At 55.0% G+C, this 18,260-nt stretch carries 16 protein-coding genes; 3 read left to right on the top strand and 13 right to left on the bottom strand.

What is annotated here, in order from left to right; all coding sequences use genetic code 11:
• Positions 1-172 precede the first annotated feature (172 nt).
• Positions 173-574 carry a nuclear transport factor 2 family protein gene (locus WCC56_RS14700; RefSeq protein ID WP_424693090.1) on the bottom strand — a complete coding sequence of 134 codons (402 nt, stop codon included), beginning with the start codon at positions 572-574 and terminating at the stop codon, positions 173-175.
• Between the two features lie 173 nt (positions 575-747).
• Between WCC56_RS14700 and WCC56_RS14695 the strand changes: the two genes are divergently transcribed.
• Positions 748-1,971 carry an amidohydrolase family protein gene (locus tag WCC56_RS14695; RefSeq protein ID WP_424693089.1) on the top strand — a complete coding sequence of 408 codons (1,224 nt, stop codon included), beginning with the start codon at positions 748-750 and terminating at the stop codon, positions 1,969-1,971.
• Here WCC56_RS14695 and WCC56_RS14690 read toward each other — a convergent pair.
• The 12 genes from WCC56_RS14690 to xylF all read right to left on the bottom strand — a co-directional run bounded on the left by WCC56_RS14690 (position 1,968) and on the right by xylF (position 15,080).
• On the bottom strand, positions 1,968-2,663 hold the full coding sequence (locus WCC56_RS14690; RefSeq protein ID WP_424693088.1) for a GntR family transcriptional regulator: 696 nt from the start codon (positions 2,661-2,663) through the stop codon (positions 1,968-1,970). The genes WCC56_RS14695 and WCC56_RS14690 overlap by 4 nt on opposite strands.
• Before the next feature lie 64 nt (positions 2,664-2,727).
• Positions 2,728-4,077: an ATP-binding protein gene (locus tag WCC56_RS14685; protein ID WP_424693087.1), complete on the bottom strand. Its 1,350-nt coding sequence runs from the start codon at positions 4,075-4,077 to the stop codon at positions 2,728-2,730.
• The gene (locus WCC56_RS14680; RefSeq protein ID WP_424693086.1) at positions 4,074-4,754 is read right to left on the bottom strand and encodes a response regulator transcription factor; all 681 of its coding nucleotides are present in this window, start codon (positions 4,752-4,754) and stop codon (positions 4,074-4,076) included. Before WCC56_RS14680 ends, WCC56_RS14685 begins: the two co-directional genes overlap by 4 nt.
• A 187-nt stretch (positions 4,755-4,941) precedes the next feature.
• Positions 4,942-5,820 (bottom strand): cysteine synthase CysM, encoded by an 879-nt coding sequence (gene cysM / locus WCC56_RS14675; protein WP_424693085.1) that lies wholly within the window; start codon positions 5,818-5,820, stop codon positions 4,942-4,944.
• Positions 5,821-5,899: 79 nt separating this feature from the next.
• Positions 5,900-6,988: a sulfate/thiosulfate ABC transporter ATP-binding protein CysA gene (gene cysA / locus WCC56_RS14670; RefSeq protein WP_424693084.1), complete on the bottom strand. Its 1,089-nt coding sequence runs from the start codon at positions 6,986-6,988 to the stop codon at positions 5,900-5,902.
• Entirely contained in the window at positions 6,978-7,853 is an 876-nt protein-coding gene (gene cysW, locus WCC56_RS14665) for a sulfate/thiosulfate ABC transporter permease CysW (RefSeq protein WP_424693083.1), read from the bottom strand. Before cysW ends, cysA begins: the two co-directional genes overlap by 11 nt.
• Complete coding sequence (cysT, locus tag WCC56_RS14660) at positions 7,853-8,686, bottom strand: sulfate/thiosulfate ABC transporter permease CysT (protein WP_424693082.1); 834 nt, start codon at positions 8,684-8,686, stop codon at positions 7,853-7,855. The genes cysW and cysT overlap by 1 nt, the downstream gene beginning before the upstream one ends.
• A complete protein-coding gene (locus tag WCC56_RS14655; RefSeq protein WP_424693081.1) occupies positions 8,686-9,702 on the bottom strand; it encodes a sulfate ABC transporter substrate-binding protein in 1,017 nt (338 codons plus the stop codon). Before WCC56_RS14655 ends, cysT begins: the two co-directional genes overlap by 1 nt.
• Positions 9,703-10,053: 351 nt before the next feature.
• Positions 10,054-11,232 (bottom strand): D-xylose utilization transcriptional activator XylR, encoded by a 1,179-nt coding sequence (gene xylR, locus WCC56_RS14650; RefSeq protein WP_424693080.1) that lies wholly within the window; start codon positions 11,230-11,232, stop codon positions 10,054-10,056.
• A gap of 123 nt (positions 11,233-11,355) precedes the next feature.
• Complete coding sequence (xylH, locus tag WCC56_RS14645; protein ID WP_424693079.1) at positions 11,356-12,534, bottom strand: xylose ABC transporter permease XylH; 1,179 nt, start codon at positions 12,532-12,534, stop codon at positions 11,356-11,358.
• Positions 12,512-14,053 (bottom strand): xylose ABC transporter ATP-binding protein, encoded by a 1,542-nt coding sequence (locus WCC56_RS14640; RefSeq protein WP_424693078.1) that lies wholly within the window; start codon positions 14,051-14,053, stop codon positions 12,512-12,514. Before WCC56_RS14640 ends, xylH begins: the two co-directional genes overlap by 23 nt.
• A 31-nt stretch (positions 14,054-14,084) precedes the next feature.
• Positions 14,085-15,080 carry a D-xylose ABC transporter substrate-binding protein gene (xylF, locus tag WCC56_RS14635; protein WP_424693077.1) on the bottom strand — a complete coding sequence of 332 codons (996 nt, stop codon included), beginning with the start codon at positions 15,078-15,080 and terminating at the stop codon, positions 14,085-14,087.
• 352 nt (positions 15,081-15,432) lie between these two features.
• Between xylF and xylA the strand changes: the two genes are divergently transcribed.
• Both xylA and xylB read left to right on the top strand, forming a co-directional pair.
• Positions 15,433-16,752 (top strand): xylose isomerase, encoded by a 1,320-nt coding sequence (xylA, locus tag WCC56_RS14630; protein WP_424693076.1) that lies wholly within the window; start codon positions 15,433-15,435, stop codon positions 16,750-16,752.
• Between the two features lie 17 nt (positions 16,753-16,769).
• Positions 16,770-18,239, top strand: coding sequence for a xylulokinase (gene xylB, locus WCC56_RS14625; RefSeq protein WP_424693075.1), 1,470 nt, complete (start codon positions 16,770-16,772; stop codon positions 18,237-18,239).
• Positions 18,240-18,260 lie beyond the last annotated feature (21 nt).

The raw sequence follows: 18,260 nt of genomic DNA, 5'->3' as shown, positions 1-18,260 counted from the left end.
CTAGCATTATCTGTGCCAGGTCGCGGAACAGATAAAAATGCCAGATAAGTCGGGAGATTAGCGCAAAGGGGAGGAAAAGCAGGCTGGCGGGGGTTGCCCAAAAATGGCACAAAAAACATCGGACAACACCCCGAATTGGTGCAAAGCGGCAAAATGCCACTCCTGGCATTTATCAGGCAGTGCGGCCGATTTCTGGGGTCAGGATCCATTCAGCACTGTCGTTGAGCACGTCCATATGGGTGATTTTGCCGTCGCGCACTTCATAGCGGTCGACATAACGATTGCCAGCAAACTCACGGCCATCAGGCCATTGACCGTACAGCGTCCCGGTGGCGTAGACCACCACGTGATCTCCCCTGTCCATCCAGTCGAACTGCCCAAGCTGCTTTTTCACCCATTTGTAGCGCGCACCGTTAAACGCGGTGATGGCTTGAGGATCGGGCATTTCACGCCGTCCGGTGAAGGTGATTTTCACCTCCGGGGTCATATAGGTAGCCGCGAGCACCGGGTCCGGTGCCATTGATGCCGCCAAAAAGTCTTTGACGAGATCTACCGCTGAATGATCTTTAATCATGGGTCTTCTCCAGTTTTACTCGATTTCTGCATCATATTGGTTCAGTTAGCACCAGAATTGCGCAGGATTAGCGCTTCAACAGGCCAGAAAAGCCGCGCGCTATCAGGAATAACAAAATGGCATCTTAATTGCTAGAGATAATTATACTATTGCTAGCAATCCAAAGGTTCACTATGAATGCTGTTCAGTTTATCAACGCCAGGCTGGCCGCCAGCGACCCACTTCAGACATTGTGGGTTGAAGAAGGTCGTTTCGTTGCGCCCCCAGCCAGGGCGGATTCCCGCTATTCGATAGTCGATTTACAGGGCAAACTGGTGTTGCCGGGCCTGGTAGAAACCCATCTTCATCTGGACAAAGCCTGTATTTTATCGCGCTGCGAACTGCACAAGGGCACGCTCGGTGAAGCCATCGAACAAACGCGCCTGGCGAAGGCCACTTTTAGCGAAGAGGATGTCTATCAACGCGGGGCGAAAGTGCTGGAACAGGCGATATTGCAGGGCACCAGCTGGATCCGCACCCACGTGGAAATCGACCCGCAAATTGGGCTGACCGGGTTCAATGCCATCAAGCGATTGAAAGAGGATTATGCCTGGGCGGTCGATCTTCGCCTGTGCGTTTTCCCGCAGGAAGGTCTGCTGAACAATCCGGGAACGGAGGAGCTGTTAGAACAAGCGCTGGCATCAGGTGCCGATTTGCTGGGTGGCTGCCCCTATACCGACAGCGATCCCCGTGGGCAGATTGATCGGCTGTTTGCCATGGCCGATCGCTGGCAGGTCGATCTCGATTTCCATCTGGACTTTGACCTGCAGGCCGACAGCAGCATGATGGAGTATGTGATGGCAGCCACTGAGCGCTGGCAGATGGCTGGCCGGGTGACGCTGGGACATGCAACACGCCTTTCAGCGCTGGCAGAGCACCAGCTGCTTGCCATAGCAAAACGGTTGGCAAAGGCTGGGGTACAAATCACCGCGCTGCCCTCGACCGATCTTTTTCTCAACGGACGCGATCAGTTCCAGCTAAAACCCCGAGGTGTTGCTCCGCTCGCCACGCTGGATAGCTGCGGTGTGACCTGCTCGCTCTCCAGCAATAATATTGGCAACCCTTTCACTCCTTATGGTGATGCCTCGCTGGTTCGTCAGGCGAACCTCTTCGCCAATGTCAGCCAGTTAGCCACCTCCGCAGAGATGCTGCGCTGTCTGGCGTGGATCTCCAGCGAGTCGGCAAAAATGATGAGGCTGAGTGATTACGGCTTAACGCCGGGATGTCAGGCAGACTTTGTGGTGTTTGAAAGCCAACAGGCTTGCGAGGTAGTGAGGGAAATAGCCTTGCCGGTGCGGGGATTTAAGCGCGGGCGGCAAACCTTCTCCCGCCCGGCAGCTCAGTTATTCAAGGACTAAGAGGAGACAGTCAGTGCCTGGCGCAGGCTGAGTGAATCTGGCGAGGAGTCATTAAGGTCCAACTGCTGCTCAAGCTCATTCAGGTGGTCAATCATGATCGCCTGCGCACGAGCCAGATTGCCCTCTTTCAGCGCAACGATAATAGCGCCGTGCTCGTCACACTGGCAGGAAGGAATGTCGTTACGCTGATAAAGCGCCACAATCAATGAACTGCGTACCATCAGGTTAGCGAGGATCTCACTCAACACCTGGTTGCCGCTGACTTTGCCTAACAGCAGGTGAAACTGGCTGAGTTCACGGACAATTTCGCGGCGGTCGTCGAGCTTAGTGGCACTCTTTTCGGCCAGCTGCTGGGCTTCAAACTCCGGCAGATGGGCTGTCATATTCTCAGGCGTGATGCAGGCAATAATGGCGCTTTCAATAGCGCGGCGGGCGGTGAAAATCTCACGCGCTTCACGGGCTTCCGGCTGCGCGACCATCGCGCCACGGTTCGGCTCAATGGTGACGATATGCTGCAGCGCCATCCGTTGCAGGGCAGACTGAACGTGGTTGCGATTCGCCTCCAGCACGTCAACAATCTGCGCTTCTACCAGTCGCGTTCCCGGTTTCAAACGATGCTGAGCGATAGCGACAGACAACGCCTCAACGATCCGCTGAACTTCCTGTTGCTTGCTGGTCGCCACTTTACTCATCCCTTACCTCATGCACGTTATTGCTAACAATTCAGGCCGACAATCATAGCACCGTGCGGCGTAATTAAACCACCCAGTGTGGCAAACGGAGCGTAAGTTCCAACCCACCGTTCTTGCCATTGATCGCGCTTACCTCACCCTGATGGGCTAAAAGCACTTTGCGCACAATCGAAAGCCCCAGCCCGTAACCTTTACCGGACAGGGGTGAGTTCACCCGCACAAAAGGATCGAAGATGCTGGAAAGCTTGTCGGCATCCACGCCTGGCCCCTGATCGATAACGCTGATCGTCAGCCAGCCCTGTTCCTGGCGCAGGTTTATCGTGACTCTTTGCCCCTGCAATGAGAAGCGAAGCGCATTACGCACCACGTTTTCCACGGCGGAACGGATCAAATTGGCATCCCCTTTTACCGTGTAATCCCCGGCCTTGTCCGCAAACAGCAGGATTTCCACGCCGGGAATTTGCGCTTCATAACGCGCATCGTTGGCTACGGCTTCCAGCAGACCAAGCAGATCGAAATATTGTTCATCAGGCAGACTTTGATGTTCAGCGCGGGAGAGCGTAAGCAGTTCGCCGATCATCTTATCCAGACGACGAGCCTCGTCATCTATCCGATCCAACGACTGCCCAACCGATTCAGGCGTCTGACGCGCCAGCCCAGTGGCCAGCTGCAAACGAGCCAACGGCGAACGCAGTTCATGAGAAACATCATGCAGCAACTCTTCGCGCGCTTTTACCAGCACCGAGAGACGCTCAACCATCGCATCAAAATCCTGTGCCACCACCGAAAGCTCGTCATAACGACGTCGCATGACCGGGAACAATCGGACAGAAAGATCGCCTTTGGAGACCCGGTCAAACCCTGCCCGCAGTTGGCGCATCGGCCTTGTCAGGTTCCATGCCAGCAGCAAGCTGAACAGTAACCCGCCGCCGCCGGCCATAAACAGCATCGGTTCTGGCACGTTAAGGAAACTGCGGCGCGGACCGCCCATATTGCTGTCTTCACGCAGGCCCTGCACATCGTAGCGCAACTGATATTGCTGCCCGTCCGCGCCAGTAACCCACTCAATCACTTCTTTCGGAAACTCCCCTGGCCGCATATCGCGATTTAAATCACCACGGGGAATTTCCTGCGGGGGTTTTTGCATCACCTGCACAGAGAAAAAGCGGCGATCGCTGTCTGACCAGTCCGCCATCATGTCATTCAGCGCATCCATCCCGCCGCGCTGCAAAACCGAGACGGCAGACGTCATCTGCAAATTGACGATGCGCCGGGCAGCGAGATTTTCTGGCGGCTCGTGATGCTTGCCATAAAGCGAGAAGCCCAGCCACAAAAACTGGCTCATGATCAGAAATGTCAGCCAGAAGCCCAGCAAAATCTTCCAGAACAACAGTCCGCGAAACCCTGCTTTCATCGGATACGGTAACCAATACTGCGCACGGTTTCGATGTTGATCGTCTCGTTAGTTAAGGCAGCCAGCTTCTGGCGGATGTTGCTGATATGCACATCCACGCTACGGTCGTAGGCTTCACGCGGGCGTCCCAGCCCTTTCTCGGAAAGTTCGTCTTTAGAGACAACACGGTCAGGTGAACGCAGCAGCAGATCGAGCAAATTGAATTCGGAGGCCGTTAAGTCAAACGCCTCTTTTTTCCATTCGCTGATCCGCGTGGCCGGGTTCAGCGTCAGCTCGCCCCAACTTGCCAACTCTTTGCTTTCCACCATCACCGGCTGCTCTTCCACACGGCGGAGAACGGCGCGCAGACGAGCGACCAGCTCACGCGGGTAGCAAGGTTTTGGCACGTAATCATCCGCGCCCATTTCCAGGCCAATGACCCGATCAATGTTGTCGCCTTTGGCCGTCAGCATGATCACTGGCAGACGGCAGTTTTGCCGGACCTGGCGCAGCACATCAATGCCGCTCATATCAGGCAGCATAATGTCGAGGATCATCGCGTTATAGTGGCCAGACATCGCGCCTTCCACGCCCGCTTTACCGGTCAAAACCAGCGAAGCGTCGAAGCCTTCAGCAATCAGGTACTGGCTGAGCATGGTGCCCAGCTCGAGGTCGTCATCGACCAGTAAAATTTTCATGCAGTTTCTCTCAATGAGTCAGCCGCTATTTTCACCTGTCGGCAACTTAATAGCAGCAGATTTTACCTAATCCTTACAGTGTATCAGCAGGAATGAAAGGGGGCGGGAGAAGTGTAAAAGATAAGCTGTTGAAAGCGCGGGCCGAACAAGGTCGGCCCTGAGGAATAGCGGTTGAAGCCAGAAAGCGTTAATACACGCCAGTGGAGAGATAGCGGTCGCCACGGTCACAAATGATTGCCACCACAATGCTGCCTGGCAGCTCTTCAGCAATGCGCAATGCACCGGCAACGGCACCGCCGGAACTCACACCGCAGAAGATCCCCTCACGTCGGGCCAGCAGCCGCATGGTTTGCTCTGCTTCTGCCTGAGCCATATCGATAACCCGGTCTACCAACTCTGGCCGGTAAATGCCGGGCAAATAGGCCTCAGGCCAGCGGCGAATGCCGGGGATGCTGCTGCCTTCCGCCGGCTGTAAGCCAACAATTTGCACGCTGTCGCTCTGCTCTTTCAGATAACGGCCAACGCCGGTAATGGTGCCGGTTGTGCCCATGCTGGAGACGAAATGACTGACTCTTCCGGCAGACTGCTGCCAGATTTCGGGGCCGGTGGTGGTGTAGTGTCCCAGAGGATTGTCTGGATTATTGAACTGGTCGAGTACCTTGCCCTCGCCTCTGGCCTCCATCTCTTTCGCCAGATCGCGTGCGCCTTCCATTCCCAGCGTTTTGCTGATGAGGATCAGCTCGGCGCCATAAGCCTTCATCGCCATCTGGCGTTCCACGCTCATGTTCTCCGGCATTAACAGCCTCAACGCATAGCCTTTCATCGCGGCGATCATCGCCAGCGCGATGCCAGTGTTGCCACTGGTAGCCTCGATCAGCACGTCTCCCGGCTGGATCTCACCGCGAAGTTCCGCCTGATGGATCATCGAAAAAGCGGCACGATCCTTTACCGAGCCTGCCGGGTTATTACCTTCCAGCTTCAGCCAGATTTCGCTGCCGTTGGCTGGCGTCATCCGCTGTAACTTGATCAGTGGCGTGTTGCCGATGGTATTTTCTAGTGTAGTCACTGTGCGATTCCTGGAAAGAGCCAGAAAAGCTGGCAAAAAAAAGGGTCAGGAAGCCCTGACCCTGTTCGACTAGAAAATATCAGGCGCTTTGTGCAAAGGCAACCTGACGCAACGGCGTTTCGCCTTTGTATAAACGAGCCTGTTGCAGACCAACAAACAGCTGCTCGCCGCGAACCGGGGCAGTCTGATCCCCTTCCACGACCAGCGTAATCGGATCAAGACCCCAACCCGCAGGTTGCGCCACTAACTGCCAGTAGTGGCCGCGAGGGCTGACTTCCAGCACCTGGACCGGTAAAGGCGTTTCCAGGCTGCTGTGGCGGCTGACGTCAATTTCCCATGGCCGCAGGAACAGCTCGACTGCCCCCTGATGCGCTGGCGTGTAGCCCAGCGGCCAGTGATGTGCGCCAACATGGAACTGAGAGCCATGCACTTGCGCATCAAAGCGGTTCACTTCACCAAGGAATTCCAGCACAAAACGGGTAGCCGGATCGCGCCAGACTTCATCAGGCGTCCCCACCTGTTCAATGTTGCCCTGGCTCATCACCACCACGCGGTCAGCCACTTCCATCGCTTCTTCCTGGTCGTGCGTCACGAACACGCTGGTAAACTTCAGCTCTTCATGCAACTGACGCAACCAACGGCGCAGCTCTTTACGAACCTGTGCATCCAGCGCGCCAAACGGTTCATCCAGCAGCAAAATCTGCGGTTCAACTGCCAGCGCACGAGCCAGCGCCACGCGCTGTTTCTGGCCACCAGAAAGCTGTGCCGGGAAGCGAGTTGCCAGATGGCTTAACTGCACCATTTCCAGCAGCTTGGTCACTTTCTGCTTAATTACCGCAGCAGAAGGACGCTCGCGGCGTGGCAACACGGTCAGACCGAAGGCGATGTTATCGAAGACCGTCATATGGCGGAACAGGGCGTAATGCTGGAACACAAAGCCAACCTGCCGATCGCGCGCATGCAGCTGTGTCACATCTTTGCCATGGAAGCTCAGGCGGCCGCTGTTCTGGTTTTCCAGCCCGGCAATAATGCGCAGCAGCGTGGTTTTCCCTGAGCCAGAAGGCCCAAGCAACGCCACCATCTGACCGGAAGGGATATCCAGTGAAATATCGTTCAGGACCTTAGTACGGCCGAAAGATTTGTTAATTTTGCTGATATCAATGCTCATGGTTCCCCTCCTGTTGCAGACGCTTCTGCTGGTGTTCTAAACGCCATTGCAGCGCGCTTTTCAGAAACAGTGTGACTATCGCCATCAGGGTCAACAGCCCGGCTGCCGTAAAGGCGCCCACGGTGTTGTAATCCTGATGCAGTAATTCAACTTGTAATGGCAGCGTGTAAGTCTCGCCGCGAATCGATCCCGACACTACCGAGACCGCACCGAACTCGCCAATGGCACGGGCATTGGTTAACACCAGACCGTACAACAAGGCCCAACGGATATTTGGCAGGGTCACACGCCAGAACATCTTCCAGCCTGAAGCCCCCAACAACACCGCCGCTTCATCTTCATTGCTGCCCTGGCTCAACATCACCGGCACCAGCTCACGGACCACAAACGGACAGGTCACGAAGATGGTCACCATCGCCATTCCTGGCCAGGAGAACATCAGCTGGATATTGTGCGCATCCAGCAAGCCGCCAGCCGGGCCGTTTACGCCCCAGAACAGCAGATACATCAGCCCCGCCACCACCGGCGACACGGCAAAAGGAATATCGAATAACGTCAGCAACAGCTGACGGCCTGGGAAGTCAAACCGCGTAACCAGCCAGGCCAGCAGCGTCCCGAACACCAGGTTAACCGGCACGGTAATCAGCGCCATCAAAATGGTCAGCCAGATGGAGTGCAGCATGTCCGCATCTTTCAGATTGCTGAACATCGCCATAAACCCGTTGGCGAAGGCGCTGGCAAAAATAGCCACCATGGGTACCACCAGCAACCCGATGGAGATCAGCATCCCTAAAGCAATCAGGATCCATTTGCCCCAGTTGATGCGGCTGCGGCTTGCGCCCTTCAACTCTGTTACGTCAGCCATTAGTGACCTCCAATACGACGGCCAAAGCGGCTCTGCAAGGTGTTAATCGCAAACAGCAGCAGCAGGGATGCGGCTAAAATCACCGAAGCAATGGCGCTGGCAGCGGGATAATCAAACTCCTGCAATTTGACGAAAATCATCAGCGAGGTCACTTCGGTTTTCCAGGCAATGTTACCTGCAATAAAGATCACCGCGCCAAACTCACCCAGGCTGCGGGTAAAAGACAACGCGGTACCCGCCAACAACGCCGGAGCCACTTCTGGCAGCACTACACGACGGAAACTCTGCCACGGAGTCGCACCCAGCGTTTCAGCCGCTTCTTCGTATTCCGGGCCCAATTCTTCAAGCACCGGCTGAACAGTCCGCACCACAAACGGAATACTGGTAAATGCCATGGCTACGGCAATGCCTAACCAGGTGTAAGACACTTTAATGTCGAACTGCGCCAGCCACTGACCATACCAACCGTTCACAGAGAACAGTCCTGCCAGCGTTAAGCCCGCAACAGCAGTAGGTAAAGCGAACGGCAAATCCATTAACCCATCCAGCAGCGTGCGGCCTGGAAAACGGTAGCGGGTCAGGATCCACGCCATCAGCATGCCGAACACGGCATTGAACAGCGAGGCAACACCGGCGGCAAGCAGGGTAACTTTGTACGCGGCCATCACCTGTGGGTTGGTAATCACTTCCCAGTACTGAGCCAGCGTCATTTGCGACAGCTGCATCAGCAGTGCACTGATCGGCAACAGGAGGATCAGGCAGGTGAAGAACAGGCTGCTGCCCAGGCTGATACCAAAGCCTGGCAGCACGCGCTTACTTTTAGTGGCAAACATTACTGATGTCCTGCGGCTAACAATTTGTCCAGCTCACCACCGCTGGCAAACTGGGTTTTCATAACCTGTTCCCAGCTGCCGAACGCCTCTTCCACGCGGAAAAGGTCAACGGCCGGGAAACGGTCTTTCTGCTGCGCCATCAGCTCAGGGTTGTTAACACGGTAGTAATACTGCGTGATGATGTTCTGGGCTGCAGGCGTGTAAAGGAAGTTCAGGTAGTCTTTGGCAGCTTTCTCGGTGTTGTTGGCTTTCACATTCTTGTCCACCCAGGTCACCGGGAACTCTGCCAGAATATTGGTTTTTGGCACCACAACTTCATAGCCCTCTTGGGCGTACTGGTTGCGGATGTTGTTCACTTCAGATTCAAAGCTGATCAACACATCGCCCTGCCCGCGCTCAACAAACGTGGTGGTTGCACCGCGACCGCCGGTGTCAAAGACCTCCACATTCTTCAGGAACTGGGTCATAAACTTCTCAGTTTTGGCCTTGTCTTTCCCGTCCGCTTTATCGGCGGCGCCCCAGGCAGCCAGGTAAGTGTAACGGCCATTGCCCGAGGTCTTAGGGTTCGGGAACACCAGCTTCACATCACTTTTGACCAGATCATCCCAGCTGTGGATGTTCTTTGGATTGCCCTTACGAACCAGAAACCCCATGGTCGAGTAGAACGGCGAGCTGTTATTCGGGAATCGTTTTTGCCAGTCGGCCGGGATCAGATTGCCGCGATCGTGCAAAATCTGCACATCAGTCACCTGGTTATAGGTCACTACGTCGGCTTTCAGTCCCTGCAAAATCGCCAGCGCCTGCTTGGAGGAGCCGGCATGTGACTGGCGGATGGTCAGCTTGTCACCGTTATTTTGCTCTGCCCACTGTTTTTCAAAGGGCGCATTCAGGGCGACAAACAGCTCGCGCGACACGTCGTAGGAGCTGTTCAACAGCTCGGTAGCCTGAGCGGACCCGGCTAACAGCAACGAGAAAGCGGCACTGCTAATTATTTTTTTAACCGTCGGTAACGTCATTATGCACCCTGAAAAACAGTCGACTTGCGCCCTGAAGTAAGCTCAGTTTATTTATAACCACACTAAAACCAGTAACGATTTCATATACCGTTTGGTGATTTGGAAGTTTAAAACGCTATAAGCAGATGGAATTGTTTATGCAGGGGATGGCAAAGCACGCATTGTTACCTGGCTCGCCGTATTCTGTTGCAGGAGTTTTGCGCCTTTCGGCAGGAGACGGAGGTCACTGGATATGCGCCCTGCTTTTGAGCAAAAAAAGAGAAGCTGGCGTAAACACCAAGCCGACCTTCTCATACAGATCACTGCTGAGAAGGTCGCTGACAGATGACTGCTAAGAAAGTCGCTGACAGATCAGCAGAGTACTTCGCCGTACTTGTCGCGGTGCTCTTTCGGCGTCATGTCATAGTCTTTGCGGAACACAGAATAGAAGTACTGCAGCGAAGGATAGCCGCACATTTGCGAGATTTCGTTTATCGACAGCGAACTGGAGATCAGCAGGTTGCGAGCCCTCTCCAGCTTTTCACCGTGGATCATATTGTGGATAGTTTGCCCGGTCTCATCCTTAAAGCGCTTCTCCAGATTTGAGCGCGACATGCCCACCGATTCCAGCACCTGATCAACCTTGATCCCTTTACAGGCATGATGGCGGATATAATGCATCGCCTGGATCACGGCCGGATCGCGCAGTGAGCGGAAGTCCGTCGATCGCCGCTCCACCACTTTTACCGGTGGCACCAGAATGCGTTGCAGTGGCATTTCCCGCTCACTCAAGAGTTGGTGCAGCAGCTTGGCGGCGCGGTAGCCCATTTGCCTCGTCCCCTGCGCCACTGACGATAACGCCACGCGGGATAAATAGCGCGTCAGCTCTTCGTTATCGATGCCAATCACGCTCAGCTTCTCCGGCACGGCGATATCCAGATGTTCACACACCTGAAGCAGATGGCGAGCCCGCGCATCGGTCACCGCAATAATCCCGGTCTGTTGCGGCAGGGTTTGCACCCAGTCAGCCAGGCGGTTTTGCGCGTATTGCCAGTTTTCAGGGGCCGTTTCCATTCCCTGATACACTACGCCCTGATACTGTTCAGCCGACACCAGATTGCGAAAGGCTTGCTCACGTTCCTGCGCCCAGCGCTTTCCTCCTTCCGGGGGTAAGCCATAAAAGGCAAAGCGGTTCAGGCCCTTCTCTTTCAGATGCATAAATGCGGCTTCAACCAGCGCATGGTTGTCCGTAGCGATGTAATGCACCGGCGGATAATCTTCTTTCTGCAGATATGAGCCGCCAACACCCACGATAGGGACGGTCACGTTATGCAGCAGGCTGGCGATTTCACGGTCGTCGAAATCGGCGATAACCCCATCACCCAGCCAGTCTCTGATGTTGTCGATGCGACAGCGGAAATCTTCTTCAATGAAAATATCCCAGTCACACTGCGAAGCCTGCAAATATTCTCCCACGCCTTCCACTACCTGACGGTCATAGACTTTATTGGCGTTGAACAACAAGGTAATGCGGAAGCGTTTGCCAAACATACGGGATCCCCTGAAATCATGCTGCTCTCTGGATAGCACAGCCATCAAGAGAGCAGGGAAAATGCCGCCAGATTTGTGAGGCAACGCGAAGCCTTTCGACGGCCTGACGGAATTTCAGGCTGTTCAGACACGGCGTTTGGTGGCGGAGTCCATCCACACGGCTAACAGCAAAATGGCGCCTTTCACGATGTACTGCCAGAAGGTCGGGACATCCAACATGCTCATACCGTTATCCAGCGACGCCATAATAAAGGCCCCCATCACCGCCCCGGCGACGCTGCCGATGCCGCCAGCAAGACTGGTTCCGCCGATAACACAGGCCGCTATCGCATCCAGTTCGGCGATGTTCCCTGCCGAAGGTGAACCGGCACCCAGACGGGAACTGAGAATTAACCCCGCAATCGCTACCAGCAGACCATTGATGGCAAACACCGCCATCTTGGTGCGCTCCACGTTAACGCCGGAGAGGCGCGCGGCATCAATGTTGCCACCGATGGCATAGATGCGCCGTCCAAAGGCCGTTCGGGTGGCCATAAACATCCCGGCCAGCATCAGCGCGGTCAGGATCAGCACCGGCGTTGGCACCCCGCGATAGTCATTCAGCAGATACACGGCGCCCAACACGATAATCGCCATAATGCTTTGGCGGGTGACATCACCGCTGGCACTCGCTACCGGCAGTCCCATTTGTGCCCGACGGGCACGACGCCGCCACTGCCAGGCCACAAACAGCATCAGACCCACCGCTCCAATGCCAAAACCCAGACCACCAGGCAAATAGCTTTGTCCAATCAGTGACATCATATCGCTGGTGGGTGCTACGGTTGTGCCGTTAGTGATGCCGATCAGCACGCCACGAAACGCCAGCATCCCGGCCAGGGTTACGATGAACGAAGGAACTTTGCGGTAGGCCACCCACCAACCGTTCCACGCCCCCAACAGCAAACCTGCCAGCAGCGTGACCACAATCGTCAGCGGCAGTGGCCAGCCAAGCCAGACATCGAAGATGGCCGCCGCACCGCCCAGTAATCCCATCATCGAGCCCACAGACAGGTCGATTTCGGCAGAGACGATGACAAATACCATGCCCACCGCCAGAATGCCGGTGATCGCCGTCTGGCGAAGTAAGTTGGAGATATTGCGCGCGCTGAGGTAGGCCCCTTCTGTGGTAAAGGTGAAGAAAAGCATGATCACCACAATGGCTGCCAACATCACGAAGACCTGCAGATTAAGAGATTTCAGCCGCAGCCCTGCTTGTGGAACCGGCGGTAAACTCACTTCAGATTGCGTGCTTTTCGACATCAGTTTCACTCCTTAATGCAGCTTCCATTATCTGTTCCTGAGTGAGATTGCGGTTGAGCAGATCGGCTTTGATTCGCCCTTCATGCATCACCAGCACCCGGTCGCTCAGCCCCAGCACTTCGGGCAGTTCAGAAGACACCACAATTACGGCGATGCCCTGCTGCACCAGTTGGTTGATCAACTTGTAGATTTCATATTTCGCCCCGATATCAATCCCGCGCGTGGGCTCATCGAGGATCAGGATTTGTGGATCCAGCAACAGGCAGCGGGCCAGAATCGCTTTTTGCTGGTTGCCTCCGCTCAGCCGACCAATGGCTAACAGCGGCGAGGACGTTTTCACCTTAAGCCGAGCCAGAGAGTCCTGAATAGTGGCCTGCTCTTTCTCTTCATCGAGTAACGAAAACCGCCCGCTGTACTGGCCTAATGCAGCAAGCGTGATATTCGACCCCACGCTCATCACCGGCACGATGCCGTCGCGCTTGCGATCTTCAGGCACCATCGCAATGCCCTGCGCCATCGCATGGCGACAATGCTGAATAGCCACCGGGCTGCCGTTCACTGAGATGTTGCCCTGCCAGCGACCAGCATAAGAGCCAAAGAGACATTGCATCGTTTCGGTCCGGCCTGACCCCACCAACCCGGCGACACCCAGGATTTCGCCCCGCCGCAGGGTGAACGACACGTTATCAACCCGGCGAATATGCCGGTTTACCGGATGCCAGGCCGTCAGGTTTTCCACCTGCAGAATCACCTCACCAATCTGGTGATCTTCCTGCGGATAAAGTTCGGTTAACTCACGCCCCACCATCATCGCAATGATGTCGTCCTCGCTCATCCCTGCGGCAGAGCGCGTGCCGATATGCCGCCCATCACGGATCACACAGATCAAATCCGAGATGGCTTTCACCTCGTTCAACTTGTGCGAAATGTAGATGCAGGCAATATCGTGGTCGCGCAGGTCGCTGATGATCTCCAGCAAGGTGGCGGTTTCACTCTCAGTCAGCGAGGCTGTTGGCTCATCCAACACCAGCAGACGGACCTGCTTATTCAGCGCCTTGGCAATTTCCACCAGTTGCTGCTGGCCCAGTCCCAGCTCACCAACCCGGGTATTGGGATCAATTTTCAGCTTCACCTGCGCCAGCATTCTCTGGCAACGCAGATACATCGACTCATAATCCATCAGGCCATAACGCCCCCATTCGCTGCCAAGAAACATGTTCTCCAGCACGGTCATCTGTTTCACCAGCGCCAGCTCCTGGTGAATGATCGCAATGCCCTTTTGTTCCGTTTCACGAATGGTTTTTGCGGTGATCAGATCGCCAGAAAAATAGATATCGCCCTGGTAACTGCCGTGCGGATATATTCCGCACAGCACTTTCATTAGCGTTGATTTCCCTGATCCATTTTCACCACACAGTGACAGCACCTGCCCTGCTTCCAGTTGCAGGCTGATATTGTCGACGGCTTTTACCACACCGAATTGTTTGGTGATATTTTTCATCTCTAAAAGAACAGGCATCGCTTCCTCCCGTTATTCTGCTGCGGAAGTTTTAATTCAATTCGGATTTTTTATGGAATCCGTCAGCGACAATGGTGCTGTCGATATTGGTTTTATCTACCGAGATTGGCGTTAATAACCAGGACTTCACCTCTTTAGCGCCATTATTTAATGTGGCATTGGATTCTGGTTGTTGGCCTGAGCCTAATTGCACCGCAATTTTCGCGGCATCGTCGGCCAGCTTGCTGATCGGTTTATACACCGTCATGGTTTGGGTACCCGCCTCAATGCGTTTCACCGCCGCAAGGTCTGCATCCTGGCCCGAAATCGCCACTTTTCCGGCCAGCCCCTGAGCCGATAAGGCCTGAATTGCGCCGCCAGCGGTGGCATCATTTGACGCGACTACGGCATCGATGTGGTTATTGTTGGCGGTCAGCGCATTCTCCATAATCTTCAGCGCGTTCTCTGGCAACCAGCCATCGACCCACTGATCGCCTACTATTTTGATTTTCCCGCTGTCAATAAGCGGCTTCAGCACGGTCATTTGCCCCTGGCGGAACAGCTTGGCATTGTTATCCACCGGCGAGCCGCCCATTAAGAAGTAATTCCCCTGCGGAACGCGCTGCACAAGGCTCTGAGCCTGTAACTGCCCTACTTTTTCGTTGTCGAAAGAGATATAGAAATCGATATCGGCATTGTTGATCATTCGGTCATAAGCCAGCACTTTAATCCCCTCTCGCTTGGCTTCCTTGATCACGTTACTCAACACCTGACCGTTGTAAGGGATGATCACCAGCACATCTACGCCGCGATTGATCATGTTCTCAATCTGCGCCATCTGCGTCTCTTCATTGCCGTTGGCAGACTGCACAAAAACGTTCGCCCCCAGTGACTCGGCTTTTTTCACAAAAATATCGCGATCTTTCTGCCAGCGCTCCAGGCGGAGATCGTCAATTGCCATCCCAATTTTAATTTCTTTACTGAATCCGGGCTGGCTTGCCAGCACTAACAAGGCACAGGCGGAGAGTAAGAGGTGCTTGAATTTCATTTTATTACCCTTTTTTATTGGTGGTGTAGGGGGAATATTGGTCACGAAACTTCCAGCGGATTGTTGTCAATTGTTTCCTGTTCAGCAATTACTGATTCTTACCCGTTGATTACGATTTTTGGTTTAGTTTTTGTTTTATGACCACGGTCATGTTTTGCTGCTGTAAAACACTCTCGACGCAAATGAAAATGCGTACCCCCTCGATTTTAACTTTTGCTGCCGATTTATGAGATCTCACGCACAGTTAATAATTCTCTGAATTTGAGTGTGAAATAACGTAATTGAGTCTCTGCTTGTGACATCCGAAGATAAGCTCATCCCGCCAGACGGGCCAGCTACTGAGGAGTCGAGAATGCAATCCTATTTTGATCAGCTTGAACAAGTTCGCTATGAAGGAACCGGCAGTAAAAATCCGCTGGCGTTTCGCCATTACAATCCCGAAGAGATCATCCTCGGCAAACGTATGGACGAGCATCTGCGCTTCGCTGCCTGTTACTGGCACACGTTCTGCTGGACAGGCGCGGATATGTTTGGCGTGGGTGCCTTCGAGCGACCGTGGCAACAGGCAGGGGATGAGCTGGCGCTGGCGAAGCGAAAAGCGGATGTGGCGTTCGAATTCTTTCAGAAACTGAATGTGCCTTATTACTGCTTCCACGATGTGGATGTGTCGCCTGAAGGGGCCTCGCTGAAAGAGTACCTTAACAACTTTGCGGTGATGAGCGATGTGCTGGCGGAAAAACAGCAGGCCACCGGCGTGAAGCTGCTGTGGGGGACTGCAAACTGCTTCACCCATCCCCGTTATGGCGCGGGCGCGGCCACCAGTCCCGATCCGGAAGTGTTCAGCTGGGCGGCTACTCAGGTGTTCACCGCGATGAATGCGACCAAAAAACTGGGTGGTGAAAACTACGTGCTGTGGGGCGGACGTGAAGGCTATGAAACCCTCCTCAACACCGACTTACGCCAGGAGCGCGAGCAGATCGGACGCTTTATGCAGATGGTCGTTGAGCATAAGCACAAAATTGGTTTCCAGGGTTCACTGCTGATTGAGCCGAAGCCACAGGAGCCGACTAAACACCAGTACGACTATGATGTGGCAACGGTCTATGGCTTCCTGAAACAGTTTGGTCTGGAAAAAGAGATCAAGGTGAATATCGAAGCTAACCACGCCACGCTGGGCGGCCACTCTTTCCACCACGAGATTGCCACGGCGATTGCGTTGGGGATCTTCGGGTCAGTGGATGCCAACCGTGGCGATCCGCAGCTCGGATGGGATACCGATCAGTTCCCGAACAGCGTGGAAGAGAACGCGCTGGTGATGTTTGAAATTCTTAAAGCGGGCGGTTTCACCACCGGCGGCCTGAATTTTGATGCCAAAGTACGTCGTCAGAGCACCGATAAATACGATCTGTTCTATGGTCATATTGGGGGGATGGACACCATGGCGCTGGCCTTGAAAGTGGCGGCGAAAATGATCGAAGAAGGCGAACTGCATCAGTTGGTAGCGAAGCGCTATGCTAACTGGAGCGGCGAGCTCGGTCAGCAGATCCTGCAAGGCAAGCTGTCGCTGGATGCGCTGGCGAAATACGCTGAGCAGCACAGCCTGGCCCCTCAACACCAGAGCGGGCACCAGGAAAAACTGGAGAATCTGGTTAATCGCTATCTGTTTGGCTAATTCAGGGACAAGCTCACATGTATATCGGCATCGATCTCGGCACCTCAGGTGTTAAAGCTATCCTGCTCAGTGAAAGCGGGCAGTTGCTTGCCACGCAAAGTGAGCCGCTAACTGTTTCACGCCCCCAGCCATTGTGGTCGGAGCAGTCGCCAGCCGACTGGTGGCAGGCCACGGATAAGGCCATGCAGGCGCTGGCTAAACAGCAAAGTTTGCAGCAGGTGAAGGCGATTGGCCTGACCGGGCAAATGCATGGAGCCACGCTGCTGGATGCCCGGCAGCAGATCTTACGCCCGGCCATTTTGTGGAACGATGGAAGAAGTGCGGCGCAATGCCTGGAGCTGGAAGCAACGGTTCCAGCGTCGCGCGAAATAACCGGCAATGTGATGATGCCTGGCTTCACTGCGCCCAAACTCCTGTGGGTAAAGCAGCATGAGCCGGAGGTCTTCAGCAAGATCGATAAAGTCCTGCTGCCGAAAGATTATCTGCGCTGGCGCATGACCGGGGAGTTCGCCAGCGATATGTCGGACGCTGCGGGCACGATGTGGTTAAACGTCGCACGGCGTGACTGGAGTGATGACCTGCTCACCGCCTGCGGATTATCCCGTAGCAACATGCCTGACCTGTTTGAAGGTAACCAGATAACCGGCAAGTTAAGCGCCGAACTGGTCCAGCGTTGGGATCTGCCAGGTTCCGTGCCGGTGGTAGCTGGCGGGGGCGATAATGCCGCTGGCGCTGTCGGCGTCGGGCTTTATCAACCAGGTCAGGCCATGTTGTCGCTGGGCACGTCGGGCGTCTATTTCGCAGTGAGTGACGGCTTCAGAAGCAATCCAGAAAGTGCGGTACACAGCTTCTGCCATGCGCTGCCGGAGAGCTGGCATCTGATGTCAGTGATGCTCAGCGCCGCTTCCTGTCTGGACTGGGCCTGCAAGCTGACCCACGTTGCCGATGTGCCCACGCTGCTTAAGCTGGCTGAACAGGCCAGCCCGGCTGATGCCCCGGTTTGGTTTCTGCCCTACCTTTCTGGTGAGCGCACGCCGCACAACAACCCTGAAGCTAAAGGCGCGTTTTGGGGGCTGACCCATCAACACGGGACGGAGCATCTGGCGCGTGCGGTGCTTGAAGGGGTTGGGTTTGCGCTTGCCGATGGGATGGATGCGCTGCATGCCAGCGGCTTGCAACCCCGCAGCATCACGCTTATCGGTGGCGGGGCAAGAAGTGCCTGGTGGCGACAGATGCTGGCCGATATTTGCGGTCACCCGCTGGAATATCGCACGGGCGGTGACGTGGGTCCGGCGCTTGGCGCAGCAAGGCTGGCGCAAATAGCCCTGAATCCGCAGAAGCCGCTAAGCGATCTGCTGCCAGAGTTGCCGCTGGAGCAGCGTCATCTCCCTGACGCGACGACTCATCAGGATTATGCAAAACGCAGGGAGACGTTCCGACAGCTTTATCTGGCGCTGTTGCCTTTTATGTCCGGGGATAACGGCTAACAAAGAGGGAGGATCAGGCCT

Origin of the sequence: Erwinia sp. (assembly GCF_049696395.1) — a bacterium.
Taxonomy (GTDB): Bacteria; Pseudomonadota; Gammaproteobacteria; order Enterobacterales; family Enterobacteriaceae; genus Erwinia.
The sequence above is the reverse complement of the archived record's forward strand: the minus strand, read 5'-3'. Positions and strand labels throughout refer to the sequence as shown.